Source organism: Methanobrevibacter intestini (genome assembly GCF_047402955.1).
Lineage (GTDB): Archaea > Methanobacteriota > Methanobacteria > Methanobacteriales > Methanobacteriaceae > Methanocatella > Methanocatella intestini.
Genome location: NZ_CP187956.1, coordinates 776,031 through 793,154, shown reverse-complemented (window position 1 = coordinate 793,154; position 17,124 = coordinate 776,031). Strand labels below are relative to the sequence as shown.

Genomic DNA, 17,124 nt, shown 5'->3' with positions numbered 1-17,124 from the left:
GGAGTGTGTTATTATGGCTCCATGTGGTATTGGAAAAAAATTCATTGCTGAATTGCTTGGAACATTTTTCTTAGTATTTTTTGGAACAGGTTCTGCAGTTATCACATTGATGATATCAGAATCAGTTAATCCAAATAATGTAGGTATTGGAATTTTAGGCGGTTTGGGTGATTGGATAGCTATTGCACTGGCATTTGGGTTAACTGTAATGGTTTGTATCTATCTTTTTGGAAGAATTTCAGGAGCTCATTTAAATCCTGCAGTTACAGTTGGATTGCTGGTTAGTAAAAATATTTCTTTGGCAGATTCTGTGTATTATATTGTAGCTCAGGTAATCGGTGCTTGTTGTGGTAGTTTAGCATTAGTTTTATGTTTAGGAATGCCTTCAGTGGTTGTTGGTGGTTTAGGTGCAACTGCTCCGGGTATGGGTGTAAGTTATTTACAAACAATATTTGCGGAATTTATCGGAACTTTCTTTTTAGTGCTTGTAATAATGGGTGTTGCTGTTGATAAAAAAGCTACTCCTAACTTTGCAGGTTTATCTATTGGTTTTACAGTAACTGCAGTTATTATTTTTTTAGGGCCATTTACTGGAGGTTCTATAAATCCGGCACGTACATTTGCTCCTTATTTAATGGATTATTTGGTTGGTGGAATAAATCTCTGGATGTATTTCCCAATTTATTTAATAGGTCCAATTGCAGGAGCTATTGCTGCAGCATTGCTATATACTTATCTGGCTAAAGATAATGATGTTTGTGAAATACCGGGACCATTTAATTAGTTGCTATTTATGTAATAGTAACTGATTTTTATTTTTTTTAAAAAAAGTAATTTAAGATAGCTGTTTAAGCTATCTGTTAAGTTTTTGATAGTTTGCAGCTTGCAAACCGTGGTATTTAATCATACCTTCAACTTCTCTTTGATCGGTTTCTTTATCTTCAAAAGTAATTTGTTCAATACTGTGTAAGCTGAAAGGAGATTCTCTAGTTAATGGTGCAATGGAACCTTTAAAGAGTTTCATTGTAACTTCACCACTTACTCTTCTTTGCATATGGTCAATAGCTTGATCGATATCTTCTCTTAAAGGTTCTTGCCATAATGCCCTGTAAACTAAGTCTGCATAAAGTGTACTCATGTATTCTGCAAATCTTAGCTCATCAGTAGTAAGTACTAATTCTTCTAATGCCTGATGTGCAGCAATCAGTAATTTAGCACCTGGAACTTCATAGGTTTCCCTACTTTTAAGTCCGATCATTCTGTTTTCAATAGTATCTACTCTACCAATACCATTTTCACCGGCAATTTTATTAGCTTCTTTAATAATGTCAATAAGAGGCATCATTTCTCCATTTATAGCTACTGGAATACCTTCTTCAAATTCAATAGATACTTTTTGAGGAGTGTCAAGTGCATCTTCAGCAGAAGCAGTCCAAGCATAAATTTCTTCAGGAGGTTCATTTGCAGGATCTTCTAAGATATCTCCTTCAATTGATCTTCCCCAAATGTTTTCATCAATACTGTAAATTTTATCAGAGTTTAATTTAATGCCTTTTTCAGCAGCATAAGCTTGTTCTTCAGTTCTTGTTAAGTTTAATTCTCTGATTGGTGCAATGATATCTAAATCAGACATAGCTAAAATAACTGCTTCAAATCTGAATTGATCGTTTCCTTTTCCAGTACATCCGTGTGCAATAGCTGTTGCTCCTTCTTTTTTGGCAATATCGATAATTTTTTGAGCAATTAAAGGTCTTGCAAGTGCAGTACTTAACGGATATCCTTCATATTCTGCATTAGCTTTAATTCCTCTAGCTATGTATTCGTTTGCAAATTCTTCTTTAGCATCAATAGTGTAGTGTTTATAGCCACCTATTTCTTTTGCCATTTTTTCAGCTTTAGCTATTTCTTCATCGCCTTGCCCTACATCTACACATGCAGTAATAACTTCAACATCATATTTTTCTTCTAATAATTTAACACAAACAGAAGTGTCTAATCCACCACTGAATGCAAGAACTACTTTGTCCATTTAATCACCATAATAAATATTATAAATTAATTTCTATTTTTAATAGTATTTAATATTAAGTTAAAATCAGTGTTTTTAATTTATCAGTTAATTTTGTAATTTATTTTTTCTTTGTTTGTTGCAAATATGGTTTATGTTTTTTAAATCTGATTTATTTTCCATTTTAAAAAATCATTTTAATTTTTTTAATTAAATAATGTGGGAGGTGTCTTAGTATATTGTTTCATCAATTAAAAAGAATGTTTAAGAAAAGAAAAATTATTTATTATATTAAGTTAAAATAAATGTAAAAAATATTTGATAAGTGGAAACATGACTAGAAGAAAAAAACTGATTATATTCATCCTTATTGTATGTATTATAGGGATATTGGCATTTGTAGGAAGTTTCTTTTTAGGAGGTTCTAGCTTGGCTTCAGGTGATAAAAACATATTGGTCTTAGCTAGTGACAAAGATGAACAGCCAGGTGGTGGCGTAGACATGGCATACATGGTTAAACTGAAAAATGGTACTATAGCTAATTATACTCCGGTATATCCTGGTGGAATGACTCATCCTACAAAACATGCTCTTGGAGGTCTTGAAGGGCCAATGCGTCTTCATGACTGTCTGTGGGATGGGCCGGAACAGGGTATGGAGTATGCAAAGGAAATTGTGGAATATAATACTGGAATGCATGCTGATGCAGTAGTAATTATATATGATGATGGGTTGGATGCCATTATAGATTCAATTAGGCCTCTTAAAGTTGATGGAGTTGTAACTAATCTTAGTTCAGTAGATATTGTTAGACAAAATGATAATTATGCGGGATATGCTGGCAGAGATAGTGGAATAACTGGAAATATGTCTCGAGGTGATGCTGTATTGGTGTTAGTTAAAGCACTTTCTGAAGCATCTAAAGATCCAGTTAAGAAAAGTACAATGACCAGAGTGGCTTTGGAAGAGTATTCTAAAGGAAACATTGTAATGTCTCCAAGCGGTTCTTTTGTAAAATTATTGACTACAAAAGGTTTTGAAGGTCTTTCATAATAATTGAAAAACTTGAATTTCTAATTTTTGTTGCGTTCATTAATAATATTTATCAATATATAAACAAGAGGTTAACAAAATAATTATATTATAATAATATGAAAATTAAAATAATGTAAAAATATTTGAAAGTGATATAATCATGAATAGACGAAATAAAATAATCATAATACTTGTTATTGTAATTATTGTGGGGATTGTGGCAGTTATAGCAAATTCATTTTTAAGCACTCCTACTTTAACATTAGGTGATAAAAATATATTGGTTTTAGCTGTTGATAAAAATGAACAATCTGGAGGCGGTTTGGATATGGCATTTATGGTTGAATTAGATAATGGTACTATAGCTAATTATACTCCGGTATATCCTGGTGGAATGACTCATCCTACAAAACATGCTCTTGGAGGTCTTTCAGGACCGATGATGCTCCATGACTGTCTGTGGGATGGGCCGGAACAGGGTATGGAGTATGCAAAGGAAATTGTGGAATATAATACTGGAATGCATGCTGATGCAGTAGTGATTATATATGATGATGGGTTGGATGCCATTATAGATTCGATTAGGCCTCTTAAAGTTGATGGAGTTGTAACTAATCTTAGTTCAGTAGATATTGTTAGACAAAATGATAATTATGCTGGATATGCTGGCAGAGATAGTGGAATAACTGGAAATATGTCTCGAGGTGATGCTGTATTGGTGTTAGTTAAAGCACTTTCTGAAGCATCTAAAGATCCAATTAAAAAGGACACAATGACTAAAGTAGCTATAGAAGAGTATTCTAAAGGAAACATTGTAATGTCTCCAAGCGGTTCTTTTATAAAACTGATGGCTACAAAAGGTTTTGAAAGTCTTTCATAAAAAAGATTTATTTTGAATTTCATTGTTAAGCTTAATAAAAAAATAGTTTGACAGAAGAGAACTCTTAATTGGGGACTTATAATTGAGGTTGAAAAGTTATATGGGTTTATATTTGAGAAAAAATCCCCCAATTAAGAGTTAGAGATTCAAAAGTATGTTCAACACTTTTTCTCTCTAATATTTACTTGGTATGTTCTGGTATATAAAAGTTTAGGTGTACCTAAAATTTATCAACAAATCATTTTTCGCACAAAATTTAATTAATTTTGAGTATGTGGAATTTCTTTTCAAAGTATTTTTGTTTCCAATTACTATTAATTTTCGTTTAGCTCTAGTGATTGCCACATTAAGCCTTCTTAAATCTTTTAAAAACCCAATATTTCCATTTTCATTACTTCTCACAGTTGAAATGATTATAATTTCTTTTTCACGTCCCTGGAAACCGTCTACACTTTTTACTTCAACAGGAATTTTATCTTTAATTAAATTGACCTGATCAGAGTAGGGGCTTATAATTCCAATATCTTTGGGATCTATTCCAGTTTCTAAGTAAAATTTAGCTATTGAAGTAGCAATATCTGCTTCGCTTTGGTTGATAATTGATTTGGAATCTTTTAAATGTTTTTCTTCATTGTTTTTTAAATTGGAAGTATCAATGAATAATAGAGGTTTTAAATTGTTGTGTAGTTGTTTTTCAACATCATTTTCTTTTAGATGGGTCAACTCTTTCAAATCAATAATTTCATCAAGATTTATGTCATTGACACTGGAATCGCTTTTCAGATTGCCATTATAAAATTCTGAATTTGGAAACTTCATTAAAAAACTATTCATTCTATACTGTACATTCAATAAACTTGATTTTTTGGGATATTTTTTAATCAGCTCTTCAAATAAAGTTTTTTCAAGAAAATGTGCTTTTTCACTGATTATTGTTGGAGGCAGCTGTTTATGGTCACCTGCAAGAATGAACCTTCTGGCTTTAGCTAATGGAATTAAAATACTTGGAATTGTTGCCTGGGAAGCTTCATCTACAATTACTACATCAAAGTTTGTTCTGGCTATTTCTTCAATAGCTGCTGTAGAATTGGTTGATAAAATAATTTCACTGCTGTTAATAATGTCTTTTACTATTTTATTTTCAAGTTTTTTAATTTTGTCATGAATTTCATCAATTTTTTCATTTTCTAAAAGCCAATTAGCCATTGATTCCATTTTAGAAGGACTTATTCCACGACCACCTTTACCTTTTGAGGCATTAAATAGTATATCTGAATCACTAAAACCTCTGCGATATTGTGGGGTTGGTTTTGTGAATCTGTCTCTTGTTTCACTTATTTGTTCTATCCTTTTGTAATTTTTATTAATTTTACTGGTCAATTGATGATTTTCAGCTTTATAAGCTAATGAGTATTGGATGTTTTCTTTTGAAACTCTTTGAGGATGGCCTAACCTTGTAATTTTCAATTTTTTATTCTGGGATAATCTGTCTAATATGTTATCAACTGCACTGTTGCTTTCAGCTGTAACCAAAACTTTGTTGTTTTGCCTTACTTCCTGCTGGATCAGCTCGACTAAAGTTCTTGTTTTTCCAGTTCCGAATGGACCATGTATTAAAAAGAAATTTTCAGTGTTTACTGCATTTTTAACAGCGTTTTTTTGAGAATTATTAAGGGATTTATCTATAAACTCAATATATTTTTCCTTTTTATTTTCTTTAGGATCTCTTTTTTTTAAAGTGTATTCAAGAGCATTTTTACCTTTTGTACTTAAATGCAAGAGATTATCTTCCATTCGTCTGAAGGTAACATCATTTGCATATAAATCAATTCTTACTTTCTTTTTAAGAGCCCATTTCGGAATTGATTTTTCAAAAGCTACTTTAATAAATCTCGCACCTTTTTCAACAACGGTTCCTGTTAAATCACTTTTAAGAGGATATCCTGTACTGATTAGAACCATATCTCCAACACTGATTTCAGTTTCGATTTTTTCAGATCTTCCAAACTGTACGATTTGGGAACCTAACTGTTTTCCCAGATATTTTCCTTTTACTTTGTTGATGGCTCTTCCTAATGATTCCCTTTTCTTTGGAGACAGATTTTTTATTTCATTAGTCATTAATTCGATTTCAGCGTCTCTTTCATAATTTATAAGCTTGATTAACTGTTTTATATATTTTTTCAATTTTATCCCTTAAACTATACTTTATGTTATAATATAAATAAAAGTTTTAAAGTAATATATTAAGTAATGAATTTTGAAGTACTTGATGATTTTAACGGTTTGGAAATGGGTTTCATTTCAAAAAATTCTGGAGGTTATATCTCTAAAAATAAATATATTTTTGAAGAAATGGAATTAACTCCTTTAAATCAATTTATTTTAGAACAATCAGTTTTTGGAACACCTATATTTAAATTAGGCAGTGGTGGGGCAAATATTTTATTGATATCTGGAATTCACGGCAACGAATTGCCTTCACAGGCGGCCAGTTTAAAATTATTGGAGGAATTAATTAATATTGGCTTGGATAATACGGTTTATATGATTCCATTTGCAGCTCCAAAAGCTACTATGAATAATGAAAGAACTTTCAATTCAAGAGATTTAAACAGATCTGCACATATTAAAAATTCATTAAGTAATTTAATTATGCAGGCTATTGAGGAACTTAAAATTAATTTTGTTGGTGATTTTCATTCAACAGCTAAAAACAGCAATCCTGGTTTTGAATCAATATTTTCAAGTAGAAATCCTTCTCCTGAAAGCTGTTTAATAGCCAATTATATTTCAGCACAAACAGGAAGTAAAGTAATCAGCTTTGAATTTGCAGGAAAAATTTACAAAGGGGCAGTTGAAGATGTTTGTAATTTAAATGGAGTTCCTGCAATTACCTGTGAGGTTTTATCTCCATTTGCTTTAGTTGGAAAAGGCAGTGTTGAAAAATCTTTAATGCAGATGAAAAGTTTTTTATCTTATTTTGGAATTTTTTAAAAAAAATAAGGAAAAAATTAATTATTTTTTCCTTTTAAGTCCTATAATTGATCCAACAATGGCGATTAATAAAATAGCTATTGGAATTCCTGTTGATTCCAGAGGGATGCTGTTGTTGGTATATGTTGTTTTATTGATATTTTGTTGTGATGCGCTATTATTGTCTTCAGTATTTGAAGTGAAGTTACTGGTGGAGTATCCATTAGTTGAGGTTGTGTTGTCAGCGACATATAACTGTCCAGTTTCAAGTTCAACTATATAATAAGTTTTACCCTCTTTAGTAGTAAAATATTCTGTTCCATTGTGGGTTTTTTTAATCGGACATAATCCTTCAGGAGTGCTTATATATTTTGACCCATTTATAGTCACTTCTTTATATGTGTTGTTGTTAGTTTTGGTTAAGTCTTTATAATGTTGTATTTCATTTTCTGTGTAATTTGAAGAATTTGCTTGCATATTTTGTGGATTATGTTGTATTGTATGTGATTCACTTTGAGGTAATGTGCTCCCAATTGTATTATTTTCTTGTGAAATTGCATAGCTTGCAGAAATCAAACATATTCCAATTATTAAAATCATCAAACCGAATAATATTTTTTTCATTTTTCACACCTCTGATGTATATTAATATTTATTAATAATGACATATATATGTTACATTTTGATTTTTTGAATAATCAATATTTTTTGATATTTAATCAATTTATTTAATCAACACAGTTTCCACTAAATGATGTAAATACATTTAATGCACTTTTGCCATGATTAATAAAATAAATATAATTCATTTTCTAAGTATTGCACAACCTTTAGAAGTAGTAATATCGTGTATAATAATTAACATTAACATTAGCTATAGGATTTTTCATGAGTATTTAAGACATATTTCTTCTTTTTTAAGTATCTATAATAATATTAATCAATTGTTCATTTTTAAGAATTATTAATTTGTAGAATATTGGCTATTTTTTTTAAATACTTTTCAAATGCTATCACTATTAATTTGTAATATAAGTTATAATCTAAAGTTAAGGTGATTTTTTGTCTTCATATAAAGGACACACAATATTTGCATTGATTCTTGCTTTAATGTTTTTTCATAATCCTCTGATTATTGCCTTAAGTGTAATTGGTGCTAATATTCCTGATTTTGATCATAAACTTAAAAAAGACAATGTCTATAAAATGATTATTTTGGGATTAATTGTGTTTATATCTCTTTATATCTTAAAATTACCTTATTATTTAGGTTTAATAATAGTATTTTTAGGAACTGTCTTTTATTTTTCCCAGCACAGAAGTTTTACTCACTCTATTTTTGGTGTACTCACATTAACCGCGACAGTTTCTTTAATACTTATTTGGGCTTATGAGCTTCTTATGAATATAACAATAATTCCTACATCTTACTTATTCATGGCTATTTTAATAGCTCTTTTAAGCTTTTTATTCCTAAATAAGAAATTGCTTTTAATATTCCTGCCATTATTCTTTATTAGCTTATTTTTATTTGGAACACTAACTGTAAACTATATTGAAATAGCTATTGGGTTGTTTTTAGGATTATTAAGTCATATTATACTGGATGCTTTTTCTCCATCTGGAATAAAGTTATTTGCTCCAATATCTTCTAAAAAGTCACATAAGCAATTTGGGATGTTATCTATAATAATTTTAGGAATATTGGCCATTTATTTAAGGAGATTTGAAATACTTTCTTTAATGGCATATTTTTTTCCAAACATTTATTAATTATTTTTTTAAAACAGTTGTTGTATGAATTCATGGATTTATTTATTTGTTGCAGGTATTTTTGAAATGGGATGGGTTTTAGCTCTAAAATTTTCTGAAAATTTCACAAAATTATTATTTGCAGTTTTAACTGTTGTATTCATGATTTTAAGTTTGATTTTCTTATCATTTTCATTTAAATCAATCCCTATGGGTACTGCTTATGCTTGTTGGACAGCTATTGGAGCAGTTGGTGTTATAATCTTTGGCATTTTCTTTTTGGGAGAATCTGCAAATCTTTTAAGATTATTTTTTATAGGGCTGGTTATAACAGGAATTATTGGACTTAAATTAACTGCTTCCTAATATCTTTTTTTAATAGCAAGTAATAGCTTTGACACTCCATATAAAACAGGTAATTCTATTAATGGTCCAATTACCAGTCCGATTAATATCAATTCTCTTCCGGGGAATGAATTTACAGCAATAGCTAGTGCCAATGGTGAATTTCGAGCTAAAGTAGTCATTGTTAGGCTTGCATAGTTTTCATAATTAAATTTCATGTTTTTAGCTACTATGAAATCTAAAACGAGATTTATAATAAAAAACAGGATTAATGGGATAAATATTGATAAAATTGAGTTTAAATTACTGAATACTATATCTCCATTGCTGTTAAATATCCCAAATACTGCAGCAGCTAAAAAGATTATCTGACAGCTTGAAAAGAAATTGGTTATTTTTTCATTATTTTTCAATAGGAATTTAGTTAGCTGAGCTAAAAGAAATGGGATTATCACAACAATTAATATGGAATATCCGATTTCATAATAATCTATGGAGTTGTGACTTGAAAAGAATAGAATTAAATAAACCGGCAACAACACGATTTGAAGTATCAGATTTATTGGAAGGATTGAAAGACTTAAATTTATATTTCCTCTCGCCATTTTCGTAAATACTAAATACCAGTCAGTACATGGAGTTAAGATAAGCATAATAAATCCAATTAGAATATCTGTATTTCCTTTTAAAAATAGTGACCCGAGGAAGTATCCAAGTAACGGTGTCCAGATAAAGTTAATTATTAAGCTGGTTTTTGTAAATTTAAAATCTTTAAAACTCTTTTTTAAATCTTTAAGGGGAACTTCTAGAAACAGTCCATATAACATAAGACAGAGGAATAATGTTATTAATGATTCACTATTGTTTCTTAAAACGGATATGTCACTTAATCCAAGTCCTAATATGATGGCTAGGAAGATTATTGCTGGTTCTGCTTTTTCTAGAATTTCCATTTAAATCACTTTTTTAGGTATGTCTAAATTTTGTCAGTTCATATTATTAATTTTTTTTATTTGTGCTTTTGCCTTAAAATCAAATAGTTAATTCTTTTAAGTTTTTTTTAAACAGTCTGATATTTGATTTAAATTTTTTAAATAAGTTATATTTATTTTTAAATAATTTATAGTTGTATTTTTAATTTTTATAAATTTTCAACACCTTTTTTAAATTTTGATAATTTTTTATTGCTCCAAATTCAAATGCATACATTTATAATAAATAATCATGATAATTAATAATTGTTTATGTAGTCAATTTTTTATTTTATTATGTTGACTTTTTAATCTACGAAATGGAGCTTATTTAATGTTTTTAACTAGACTAGGTTATGGAATTGTTTATTTCTTGGATCTTATTTATGAAATACTTAAAGCAACTTTTGATGTTGCTGTTAATGGAATTATGAGACAAAATATTGATCCGGTAGTTGTAGAAATTGAAACAGTTTTAGAGAGACCTGTTTCTCAAACAATTTTGGCTAACAGTATTTCTTTAACTCCGGGAACTTTGTCAGTTGATTTGGATTCTGAAAATAACATTATTAAAGTAGCTGCTATTTCTCCAAGAAGTAAGGAAGATATTATTCCTTTTGAACCATATATAAAGAAGATGTTAGAGTAGTTTTCTTTATATGTTTAAATAATTGTTGAGTGGGATAGTAATGGACATATTATTTGTTTCAAAATATTTTGTGGTTGTTGCATCAATGATAATGATGCTTGCTGCGTTAAGGGCAAGTGCTTATAAATCTACAACAATGGGACTTTTAAGTAGTTCTGTTGTAGTTGTAGCTTTTGCATTATCTTTACTTGTTGTTGGAGATATGTATGACATATCATTCTTTAAAGATATTTCATTAGCTTTAGTGCTTTTTGGATTTATAGGGACTGTTGCTTTTGCTGTTACACAAGGAGGAGATGACTAATGTTTGCAGTTGAGTTGATTCAGTCTGTTCTTCTTATTATTTCAGCTATTTTAATGATAATATCTGCAATTGGTTTTTTAACTCTGGATAAAAATATGAATAATTTAATTTATGCCAGAATCCATATTGTTGGTGTTTTTGATGTTGCATTTATTATAGCAATGATTGGGTTACAACAATATCTTTTAGCAGGTATTTATTTAGTTATAGCACCATTTACAGCACATGCAATAGCTAATGCTTTTTATAACTCAGAAGATAAAGTAAATAATTTAAAAAATAAAGAAGTGGAAGTTGAAAGTTCAGACGATGAAAATCCGTTTGTTCATAATATAAATAAAGTTAAAGAAATGGAAAATAAATCAGATGAGAGTAATGATGATAGTATTAAATTTTCTATTTCTACATTAGAGATTAGTGAGGATGAATAAGATGTTAAGTATTATATTAATGATTATTACAGTTTTAAGTGCGATTCTTGCTCTTATTCAAAAAGATTTGTTAAAAGCAGCAATTTTAACAGGATTTTCTGGTGGTGCTCTTGCAGTACTTTTCCAACTTTTACTTGCTCCGGATGTTGCTTTAACACAAGCTATTGTTGGTGCAGCTATTGTTCCTGTATTTTTAGCATTGGCTGTTAAGAAAACACAAAGGGATGGTTCCTAATGGCATATATGCAATTAGCAGCATTGTTTACTGCAGGAGCATTGGTAGTTGTTGGTCTTTTTGCAGCTATTTTCATTGATAATATTGTAAAGAAAATAATTGGTATTAGTTTTATTGAAGAAGGTGCAAATTTATTTATTATAGCTATAGGATACAAACCAGGTGGAGTAGTTCCAATTTTAATGCCTGGAATGAGTCCATCTTGGTATGCTGCAAACTCTGCCTATCCTTTGCCTTTTGGATTAGTACTTACAAGCATTGTAATCGGTGCAAGTACACTGGCAGTAATGTTGGCTATTGTGATGGTTATTTACAAAAAATACGGAACTTTAAGTACAAAAGTACTATTGGCAGACACATCTAAACAGGAGGAGTATGATGAGTAATTATTTGATTCCTCTTATGGTAATAGTTCCTATGCTTTGTGCAATACTTGTAAATGCTTTTGCTAAATTCAATAAATCTATTAAAGTATTGACATTTGTAGTAGCTATCTGTTTACCGATTATTCCATTAATTTCCAATTACGGATTGCATTTCTTTGGAGGATATACTCCGATGGTAGATAATGTAACTGGAGTAATTTATCATCCGGCTATTACATATTCTTTTGACATGCTGCAACAAATATTTATAGCAGCAATAGGATTAATAACATTTTTAGTAGCTTTTATTTACTTGTCAAAATATAAAAAAGCATCTGGGCAGTATTTGTTCTTATTGTTTATGGGTACAGCATCTGTAACTGCATTAATGCTTACTGATGATATATTCAACATGTTTGTATTCTTTGAGATACTTGCATTAGTCCAAGTGGGTATTGTAATTGCATCTCCTATGGATTACAGTTATGAAATGGCTCTTAAATACATGATTTTAGGATCTATTGGAAGCCCAATAATGCTTTTAGGAATTGGATTTTTACTTGCAAGTACTGGTAATATTAATATATCTGATATAGTTGTAGCTCTTCACAATGGAACTTTAAGCTTCACATCTCCAGTATTATTGATGTCATTTGCTTTAATATTCTTCGGATGGTTATATGCTTCAGGTTTACCTCCGTTCCATATCATAAAATCAGGAATGTACAGTAAAGCAGAACCTCACGGAGCAGCTTTGCTTCAGACATTTACAGTTATCTCAATGATTTCTATTGTATTAATAATGTTTAGAATATTCCATGAATTGCCAATATTTGAATTGTTATTAGTATTGTTTTCAGTATTAGCTATGATTCTAGGTGTTTCACTGGCTTTAACTCAAACTGACTTCAGAAGAATGATTGGTTATTTGGCAGTTGGTGAACTTGGTTTTATCGGATTGGGTATTGGTCTTGGAACTCAGTTTGCAATTACTGCAGGTCTTTTCCAGGCACTTAATGAAATAATCACTACAGCATTATTATTTATAGGATTCGGACTTATTGCTTATGTAACTAAAGAGGAAGACACTCGTAAATTGGGAGGGTTGCTTGCTTATCATCCAAAAGTTGGTTTAATGCTTTTATTTGGTGGTTTGGCAATGGCTGGAGTTCCTCCATTTAGCGGATTCCAAAGTAAATTAATGCTTGTTCAGGCTTCATTAAGTTGCGGATATCCAGAATTATCAATTCTTGCAGTTGTAGTAAGTATAGCTACATTTGTTGTATTTGTTAAAACGTTCTATGGAATGTTTTTAAGACCAAAGCCAAAAGGTTTGGAAGTTCCTGATAATGAGGTTCCTAAATCAGCAGTCTTTGCAATGGTTGTTTTATTAGCTTTAATTATTATATTAGGTCTTTTCCCAGGTCTTGTTACAACTGGGATTTCTGAGTTTGTAGGAGGTATTTTATGAAACTTTATGATCAAATCTTCAATGTTGTAAAAGATTTTAGAAAATTCTTTTCTCCAGGTCCTGTAACTAATGCAGATGTTTCTGGAAGTATTACCTCTGAAATATTGTTGATTGTTTCATTAGTGTTGGCCTGTTTATTATTAAGACATATTCATATATTGCTTGCAGGTCTTGTTACTCTAATTATTCTTGTTGTTTTAATAAAGAATATGCCGTTAATTCCTAAATTTAAAATTGAACAGGATGATTCTCTAGATAAAATGATATTTTATGCAGTGATGGTGCTTGGAATAATTGTTGTATTTGTTTACTGGGGTGGTAACCTTGTCTAGCAGTATTAGAACATTAGTTGCATCAGTAGTAACAGTGTTATTTTCCATATCTTTATTTGATGCATTATTTAACTTAAATAAAGTCATTGTTCCTGGTGTAAGTAATATTTACAATGCTTTAGGTACCAGCATATCTCCAAACTTGATTACTGTTGTAATTTTTGATTTTAGAGGTTATGATACCTTAGGTGAGTCTATTATATTATTAACTGCAGGTTTAGTTGTTTTACTTGTATTTGGTAGAGGAAGATTAGGAGGTAAAGAAGAATGAGCCAAAATAGTGTGATTTTAAAGTTGATAGCTTTACCTATTGCAATTTTTGTATCATGTATGGGAATAATGACTATTTTAGGAGGACATATAACTCCTGGTGGGGGTTTTCAAGGTGGAGCCATGATTACTGCAGGTGTTATTATGTGTCTTTTAGTGTATGGATTGGATAAATCTCCAATAAATTTTTCTCATGATTTTGTAGATATTGTAGAAAGTTTCGGAGTCTTGGTTTATATTGGGCTTGGTCTTGCAGGTTTATTCTTTGCAGGTGCTTTCCTATACAATGTAGGAACAGATCTTTCAGGAGTGGTTCCGGAGTTTGTAAGAACAATTTTCCATTATCCTGATATAACAAATGCAGGAATAGTTCCATATTTAAATATAGTAGTTGGGTTAAAAGTGTTTGTTGGTTTAAGTGCAATTGTTATAGCTTTTATGGGATTTAAGAAATTTGAAGAGGAAAACTGAGGTGAACATATGTTAAATTTAGGAGCAATAATATTCGGATTTTTATTTGGTGTTCTTATAGGTTCTCAAATCAAAACTAAAGCTATGGATACACAGTTCACTTTAGCATCATTCATAATAATTTTTATTGTAGGAGTAATTTCTGCATGGCAATTGGGCCCATTTCCATTTTATACAGACATGCCAATAGCTTCAGGATTTTTCTTCGGATTAATTGGTATTTTTGTAGGTAAATTATTATTTGACAGAGGAGATTGAGGGGTTTATAATGTTTGTATCGACTAATACATGTGATGGAAAAGGGGAATGTATTAAACAATGCCCCACAAAAGCTATTCGTTTAATTAATGGAAAAGCTTTAAGTTGCCTTACCTGTGGATTATGTTATAAGAACTGTCCAAGTAATGCAATATTCATTAATAGCTATGGAGGTTATGTTGTAGACAGAGCTAAATGCAGTGGCTGTGGAATGTGTATGTATAACTGCCCTATAAATAATATTAAAATTGAAGAGGGGGTTGTTTACGGTATTTGTTCACGTTGTGGAGTTTGTGAAGAAGCTTGCCCATCTCATTCCAGAATTGATAGCTTCAAATTAACTGAAGAAAAACAGCTGGAATTTATAAAATCTTTAAGCAATGCATTACCTACATATAAGGGAGTACCTCATAAGCCTAGTGAAACGACAGAGGTAAGCAGAAGCTATTTTACAACAGATTATAATAATTGTATTTATTGTGGAAGATGTGAAAAGTACTGTCCGACCGGTACGATTCAGGTAACTTTAGATAGAGATGAAGGAATTTGTAGTGACTGCGGACTTTGTAGTGATGTTTGTCCTAATGGAGCAATGAATAAAAGTCATGTTGTTAATAAAAGCACTTGTACACTTTGTTTAAACTGTTTGAAAGCATGCCCTCATAATGCAATATCTATTGAGAAGTTTAAAATAAATGTAAATCATATTAATCAAAAACCGGAAGGTTCTATTGTCTCTTGTATTAATTGCGGATTATGTGCTGAATTATCTGAAAATGACTCTTTAAGATATGAGGATTCAAAATTAAGATATGATCCAACAGAAGATGTTGGAGAAAATATTTCAAAAGCACATAAAATAGCTATTGATTCATGTCCGGCAGCTACATTAAAAGAAGATGATGAAATGCTTCTTGTTAATGAAATAACTGGGGAAGAACAAAACACACTTTCAGGATTTTGTGTATCCTGTGGAAACTGTGTTAAAGTCTGTGAAAATGATGCAAGATTGTTTAAAGTAGCTACATGGGACGGATCAATAACTGATGATTGTATTTCCTGCGGAATATGTTGTGAAGTATGTCCTGAGGAAGCTATTACTTTACATAGAGGAACAATTTCCGTTGATTTGGATAAGTGTATTTTATGTGAAAATTGTAGTGTTCATTGTCCGGTTGATGCAATTCCAAGAACTACGATGCATAAAAAAGAAATCATTGACGGATTCTGTTTCATTGAACAGCAGTTATGTATGCACTGCGGTTTATGTTATGATATTTGTCCATATGATGCAATTAATAAAAATGACGGCAAATTTGAAGTAGATGAAGATAAATGTAAATATTGTGGAGCATGTAAAAATGCCTGTCCTGCAAATGCATTTATGTTTGAGAGAAATTTTAAAGATTCTATAGAGGAGATCTAAATGAGAAACATGCTTAAAATAGCACTGGAAGGAGCATTTACTAACTTTAAAAGAATATTTTTCGCAGCAGATAGAGTTACTGACATGGAAATGCGAAAACAGATAAGTACACTTTCTGTCAAACCAGAAAAAAAAGTAGATGAAGATGCCTGTATTGGCTGTGGAGGCTGTGCCAATGTTTGTCCGACTAATGCTATTGAAATGAAGAAATTAGCATCTCCAGTAAAATTAACTGACAGCTGGACAAAAACAGAAGTTCCTGAATTAAATTCACTAAAATGTGTTGTATGTTATTATTGTCATGATTTCTGTCCAGTATTTTTATTATACGGTGAAAAAGGAACTATTCATCCGAATACTGTTGGAAATCAGGAAGTAGATGTTTCAGAACTTATTAATCAGCCAGTTAAAATATCTGATGATAAATTAAAAGTTATTTCACAATATCTTTCAGATAAAACAATATTAAAAAATAGAGAGGACTAAGGGGGATTATATGGGAATTAAATCATTTTCAAGAGCAAGAGCAATACATCTGATGTTAGTTTATACTGGCGGATGTAATGGGTGCGATATTGAGATTGTTAACTCTGTATTATCACCTAGATTTGATGCTGAACAATATAAGGTTTTTTTAACATGGAATCCTCGTGAAGCTGATGTTTTAGTGGTTACTGGTCCTGTAACCAAATTAAACAGAAAACCATTAGAGGAAATTTATAAAGCTATACCTGAACCTAAACTGGTAGTAGCTGCAGGAAGCTGTGCTTTAATGGGTGGAGTTTATAAGAATATTCATGGAGATATTCCTTCTGAAGAAATTGATGGACCTGTTGAAAACATAATACCTGTAGATGCAAAAGTTCCGGGATGTGCTGTAAGGCCTCAGGATGTTTTGTCTGGTGTTGTATCAATTTTACCAAAATTATTAGATGCAGATTAAAA

The 17,124-nt window shown here is 30.6% G+C and carries 23 protein-coding genes; 19 read left to right on the top strand and 4 right to left on the bottom strand.

Features of this window, described 5'->3' with window-relative positions; all coding sequences use genetic code 11:
- Positions 1-13 precede the first annotated feature (13 nt).
- The gene (locus ACMC9J_RS03750) at positions 14-784 is read left to right on the top strand and encodes an MIP/aquaporin family protein (protein ID WP_019267937.1); all 771 of its coding nucleotides are present in this window, start codon (positions 14-16) and stop codon (positions 782-784) included.
- A gap of 69 nt (positions 785-853) precedes the next feature.
- On the opposite strand, the gene ACMC9J_RS03745 is transcribed toward ACMC9J_RS03750, so the two are convergent.
- Positions 854-2,029 carry an argininosuccinate synthase gene (locus ACMC9J_RS03745; RefSeq protein WP_004032850.1) on the bottom strand — a complete coding sequence of 392 codons (1,176 nt, stop codon included), beginning with the start codon at positions 2,027-2,029 and terminating at the stop codon, positions 854-856.
- Positions 2,030-2,341: 312 nt separating this feature from the next.
- Here ACMC9J_RS03745 and ACMC9J_RS03740 point away from each other — a divergent pair, with 312 nt between their 5' ends.
- Positions 2,342-3,061, top strand: a complete 720-nt coding sequence (locus ACMC9J_RS03740; protein ID WP_427003565.1) for a DUF4012 domain-containing protein — start codon at positions 2,342-2,344, stop codon at positions 3,059-3,061.
- A 142-nt stretch (positions 3,062-3,203) separates the two neighbouring features.
- On the top strand, positions 3,204-3,923 hold the full coding sequence (locus tag ACMC9J_RS03735) for a DUF4012 domain-containing protein (protein WP_019264969.1): 720 nt from the start codon (positions 3,204-3,206) through the stop codon (positions 3,921-3,923).
- A 210-nt stretch (positions 3,924-4,133) separates the two neighbouring features.
- Here ACMC9J_RS03735 and ACMC9J_RS03730 read toward each other — a convergent pair whose 3' ends face one another.
- Positions 4,134-6,110 (bottom strand): IGHMBP2 family helicase, encoded by a 1,977-nt coding sequence (locus ACMC9J_RS03730; protein ID WP_427003564.1) that lies wholly within the window; start codon positions 6,108-6,110, stop codon positions 4,134-4,136.
- Positions 6,111-6,176: 66 nt separating this feature from the next.
- On the opposite strand from ACMC9J_RS03730, the gene ACMC9J_RS03725 reads away from it, so the two are divergent.
- A complete protein-coding gene (locus tag ACMC9J_RS03725) occupies positions 6,177-6,920 on the top strand; it encodes a deacylase (RefSeq protein ID WP_427003563.1) in 744 nt (247 codons plus the stop codon).
- 21 nt (positions 6,921-6,941) lie between these two features.
- Here the strand turns inward: ACMC9J_RS03725 and ACMC9J_RS03720 are convergent, their stop codons facing one another.
- A complete protein-coding gene (locus ACMC9J_RS03720; protein ID WP_304129453.1) occupies positions 6,942-7,523 on the bottom strand; it encodes a hypothetical protein in 582 nt (193 codons plus the stop codon).
- A gap of 438 nt (positions 7,524-7,961) precedes the next feature.
- On the opposite strand from ACMC9J_RS03720, the gene ACMC9J_RS03715 reads away from it, so the two are divergent.
- Positions 7,962-8,672: a metal-dependent hydrolase gene (locus ACMC9J_RS03715; protein ID WP_304129454.1), complete on the top strand. Its 711-nt coding sequence runs from the start codon at positions 7,962-7,964 to the stop codon at positions 8,670-8,672.
- A 24-nt stretch (positions 8,673-8,696) separates the two neighbouring features.
- A complete protein-coding gene (locus ACMC9J_RS03710) occupies positions 8,697-9,017 on the top strand; it encodes a DMT family transporter (protein ID WP_019264964.1) in 321 nt (106 codons plus the stop codon).
- On the opposite strand, the gene ACMC9J_RS03705 is transcribed toward ACMC9J_RS03710, so the two are convergent.
- Positions 9,014-9,949, bottom strand: coding sequence for an arsenic resistance protein (locus ACMC9J_RS03705; protein ID WP_427003562.1), 936 nt, complete (start codon positions 9,947-9,949; stop codon positions 9,014-9,016). The genes ACMC9J_RS03710 and ACMC9J_RS03705 overlap by 4 nt on opposite strands.
- Positions 9,950-10,301: 352 nt before the next feature.
- Here ACMC9J_RS03705 and ACMC9J_RS03700 point away from each other — a divergent pair, with 352 nt between their 5' ends.
- Genes ACMC9J_RS03700 through ACMC9J_RS03640 form a run of 13 tightly spaced genes read left to right on the top strand, consistent with a single transcriptional unit; the run spans position 10,302 to position 17,122 of the window.
- Positions 10,302-10,616 (top strand): monovalent cation/H+ antiporter subunit E, encoded by a 315-nt coding sequence (locus ACMC9J_RS03700; RefSeq protein WP_019264962.1) that lies wholly within the window; start codon positions 10,302-10,304, stop codon positions 10,614-10,616.
- 40 nt (positions 10,617-10,656) lie between these two features.
- On the top strand, positions 10,657-10,920 hold the full coding sequence (locus ACMC9J_RS03695; protein WP_019264961.1) for a monovalent cation/H+ antiporter complex subunit F: 264 nt from the start codon (positions 10,657-10,659) through the stop codon (positions 10,918-10,920).
- Complete coding sequence (locus ACMC9J_RS03690) at positions 10,920-11,351, top strand: cation:proton antiporter (protein WP_019268421.1); 432 nt, start codon at positions 10,920-10,922, stop codon at positions 11,349-11,351. Before ACMC9J_RS03695 ends, ACMC9J_RS03690 begins: the two co-directional genes overlap by 1 nt.
- The gene (locus ACMC9J_RS03685; protein ID WP_004032860.1) at positions 11,344-11,586 is read left to right on the top strand and encodes a DUF4040 domain-containing protein; all 243 of its coding nucleotides are present in this window, start codon (positions 11,344-11,346) and stop codon (positions 11,584-11,586) included. Before ACMC9J_RS03690 ends, ACMC9J_RS03685 begins: the two co-directional genes overlap by 8 nt.
- Positions 11,586-11,972, top strand: a complete 387-nt coding sequence (locus ACMC9J_RS03680) for a cation:proton antiporter subunit C (protein ID WP_019264959.1) — start codon at positions 11,586-11,588, stop codon at positions 11,970-11,972. Before ACMC9J_RS03685 ends, ACMC9J_RS03680 begins: the two co-directional genes overlap by 1 nt.
- Positions 11,965-13,422 (top strand): energy conserving hydrogenase EhbF, encoded by a 1,458-nt coding sequence (gene ehbF / locus ACMC9J_RS03675; protein ID WP_019264958.1) that lies wholly within the window; start codon positions 11,965-11,967, stop codon positions 13,420-13,422. Before ACMC9J_RS03680 ends, ehbF begins: the two co-directional genes overlap by 8 nt.
- Positions 13,419-13,754 (top strand): hypothetical protein, encoded by a 336-nt coding sequence (locus ACMC9J_RS03670; RefSeq protein ID WP_019264957.1) that lies wholly within the window; start codon positions 13,419-13,421, stop codon positions 13,752-13,754. The genes ehbF and ACMC9J_RS03670 overlap by 4 nt, the downstream gene beginning before the upstream one ends.
- Positions 13,747-14,025, top strand: coding sequence for an energy-converting hydrogenase B, subunit H (locus ACMC9J_RS03665; protein ID WP_019264956.1), 279 nt, complete (start codon positions 13,747-13,749; stop codon positions 14,023-14,025). The genes ACMC9J_RS03670 and ACMC9J_RS03665 overlap by 8 nt, the downstream gene beginning before the upstream one ends.
- Positions 14,022-14,495, top strand: coding sequence for an MnhB domain-containing protein (locus tag ACMC9J_RS03660; RefSeq protein ID WP_019264955.1), 474 nt, complete (start codon positions 14,022-14,024; stop codon positions 14,493-14,495). Before ACMC9J_RS03665 ends, ACMC9J_RS03660 begins: the two co-directional genes overlap by 4 nt.
- A gap of 9 nt (positions 14,496-14,504) precedes the next feature.
- Entirely contained in the window at positions 14,505-14,753 is a 249-nt protein-coding gene (locus ACMC9J_RS03655; protein ID WP_019267929.1) for a hypothetical protein, read from the top strand.
- Between the two features lie 10 nt (positions 14,754-14,763).
- On the top strand, positions 14,764-16,179 hold the full coding sequence (locus tag ACMC9J_RS03650; protein WP_427003561.1) for a 4Fe-4S binding protein: 1,416 nt from the start codon (positions 14,764-14,766) through the stop codon (positions 16,177-16,179).
- Complete coding sequence (locus ACMC9J_RS03645) at positions 16,180-16,665, top strand: 4Fe-4S binding protein (protein WP_019266716.1); 486 nt, start codon at positions 16,180-16,182, stop codon at positions 16,663-16,665.
- A gap of 10 nt (positions 16,666-16,675) precedes the next feature.
- On the top strand, positions 16,676-17,122 hold the full coding sequence (locus ACMC9J_RS03640; RefSeq protein ID WP_019264951.1) for an NADH-quinone oxidoreductase subunit B family protein: 447 nt from the start codon (positions 16,676-16,678) through the stop codon (positions 17,120-17,122).
- Positions 17,123-17,124 lie beyond the last annotated feature (2 nt).

What these genes read in the sequence shown, in the direction of transcription:
- ACMC9J_RS03640 (WP_019264951.1), top strand. Translation starts at nt 16,676, where the DNA reads ATGGGAATTAAATCATTTTCAAGAGCAAGAGCAATACATCTGATGTTA.
- ACMC9J_RS03705 (WP_427003562.1), bottom strand. Translation starts at nt 9,949, where the DNA reads ATGGAAATTCTAGAAAAAGCAGAACCAGCAATAATCTTCCTAGCCATC.
- ACMC9J_RS03750 (WP_019267937.1), top strand. Translation starts at nt 14, where the DNA reads ATGGCTCCATGTGGTATTGGAAAAAAATTCATTGCTGAATTGCTTGGA.
- ACMC9J_RS03695 (WP_019264961.1), top strand. Translation starts at nt 10,657, where the DNA reads ATGGACATATTATTTGTTTCAAAATATTTTGTGGTTGTTGCATCAATG.
- ACMC9J_RS03690 (WP_019268421.1), top strand. Translation starts at nt 10,920, where the DNA reads ATGTTTGCAGTTGAGTTGATTCAGTCTGTTCTTCTTATTATTTCAGCT.
- ACMC9J_RS03720 (WP_304129453.1), bottom strand. Translation starts at nt 7,523, where the DNA reads ATGAAAAAAATATTATTCGGTTTGATGATTTTAATAATTGGAATATGT.
- ehbF (WP_019264958.1), top strand. Translation starts at nt 11,965, where the DNA reads ATGAGTAATTATTTGATTCCTCTTATGGTAATAGTTCCTATGCTTTGT.
- ACMC9J_RS03725 (WP_427003563.1), top strand. Translation starts at nt 6,177, where the DNA reads ATGAATTTTGAAGTACTTGATGATTTTAACGGTTTGGAAATGGGTTTC.
- ACMC9J_RS03700 (WP_019264962.1), top strand. Translation starts at nt 10,302, where the DNA reads ATGTTTTTAACTAGACTAGGTTATGGAATTGTTTATTTCTTGGATCTT.
- ACMC9J_RS03745 (WP_004032850.1), bottom strand. Translation starts at nt 2,029, where the DNA reads ATGGACAAAGTAGTTCTTGCATTCAGTGGTGGATTAGACACTTCTGTT.
- ACMC9J_RS03735 (WP_019264969.1), top strand. Translation starts at nt 3,204, where the DNA reads ATGAATAGACGAAATAAAATAATCATAATACTTGTTATTGTAATTATT.
- ACMC9J_RS03655 (WP_019267929.1), top strand. Translation starts at nt 14,505, where the DNA reads ATGTTAAATTTAGGAGCAATAATATTCGGATTTTTATTTGGTGTTCTT.
- ACMC9J_RS03710 (WP_019264964.1), top strand. Translation starts at nt 8,697, where the DNA reads ATGAATTCATGGATTTATTTATTTGTTGCAGGTATTTTTGAAATGGGA.
- ACMC9J_RS03650 (WP_427003561.1), top strand. Translation starts at nt 14,764, where the DNA reads ATGTTTGTATCGACTAATACATGTGATGGAAAAGGGGAATGTATTAAA.
- ACMC9J_RS03680 (WP_019264959.1), top strand. Translation starts at nt 11,586, where the DNA reads ATGGCATATATGCAATTAGCAGCATTGTTTACTGCAGGAGCATTGGTA.
- ACMC9J_RS03670 (WP_019264957.1), top strand. Translation starts at nt 13,419, where the DNA reads ATGAAACTTTATGATCAAATCTTCAATGTTGTAAAAGATTTTAGAAAA.
- ACMC9J_RS03740 (WP_427003565.1), top strand. Translation starts at nt 2,342, where the DNA reads ATGACTAGAAGAAAAAAACTGATTATATTCATCCTTATTGTATGTATT.
- ACMC9J_RS03685 (WP_004032860.1), top strand. Translation starts at nt 11,344, where the DNA reads ATGAATAAGATGTTAAGTATTATATTAATGATTATTACAGTTTTAAGT.
- ACMC9J_RS03660 (WP_019264955.1), top strand. Translation starts at nt 14,022, where the DNA reads ATGAGCCAAAATAGTGTGATTTTAAAGTTGATAGCTTTACCTATTGCA.
- ACMC9J_RS03645 (WP_019266716.1), top strand. Translation starts at nt 16,180, where the DNA reads ATGAGAAACATGCTTAAAATAGCACTGGAAGGAGCATTTACTAACTTT.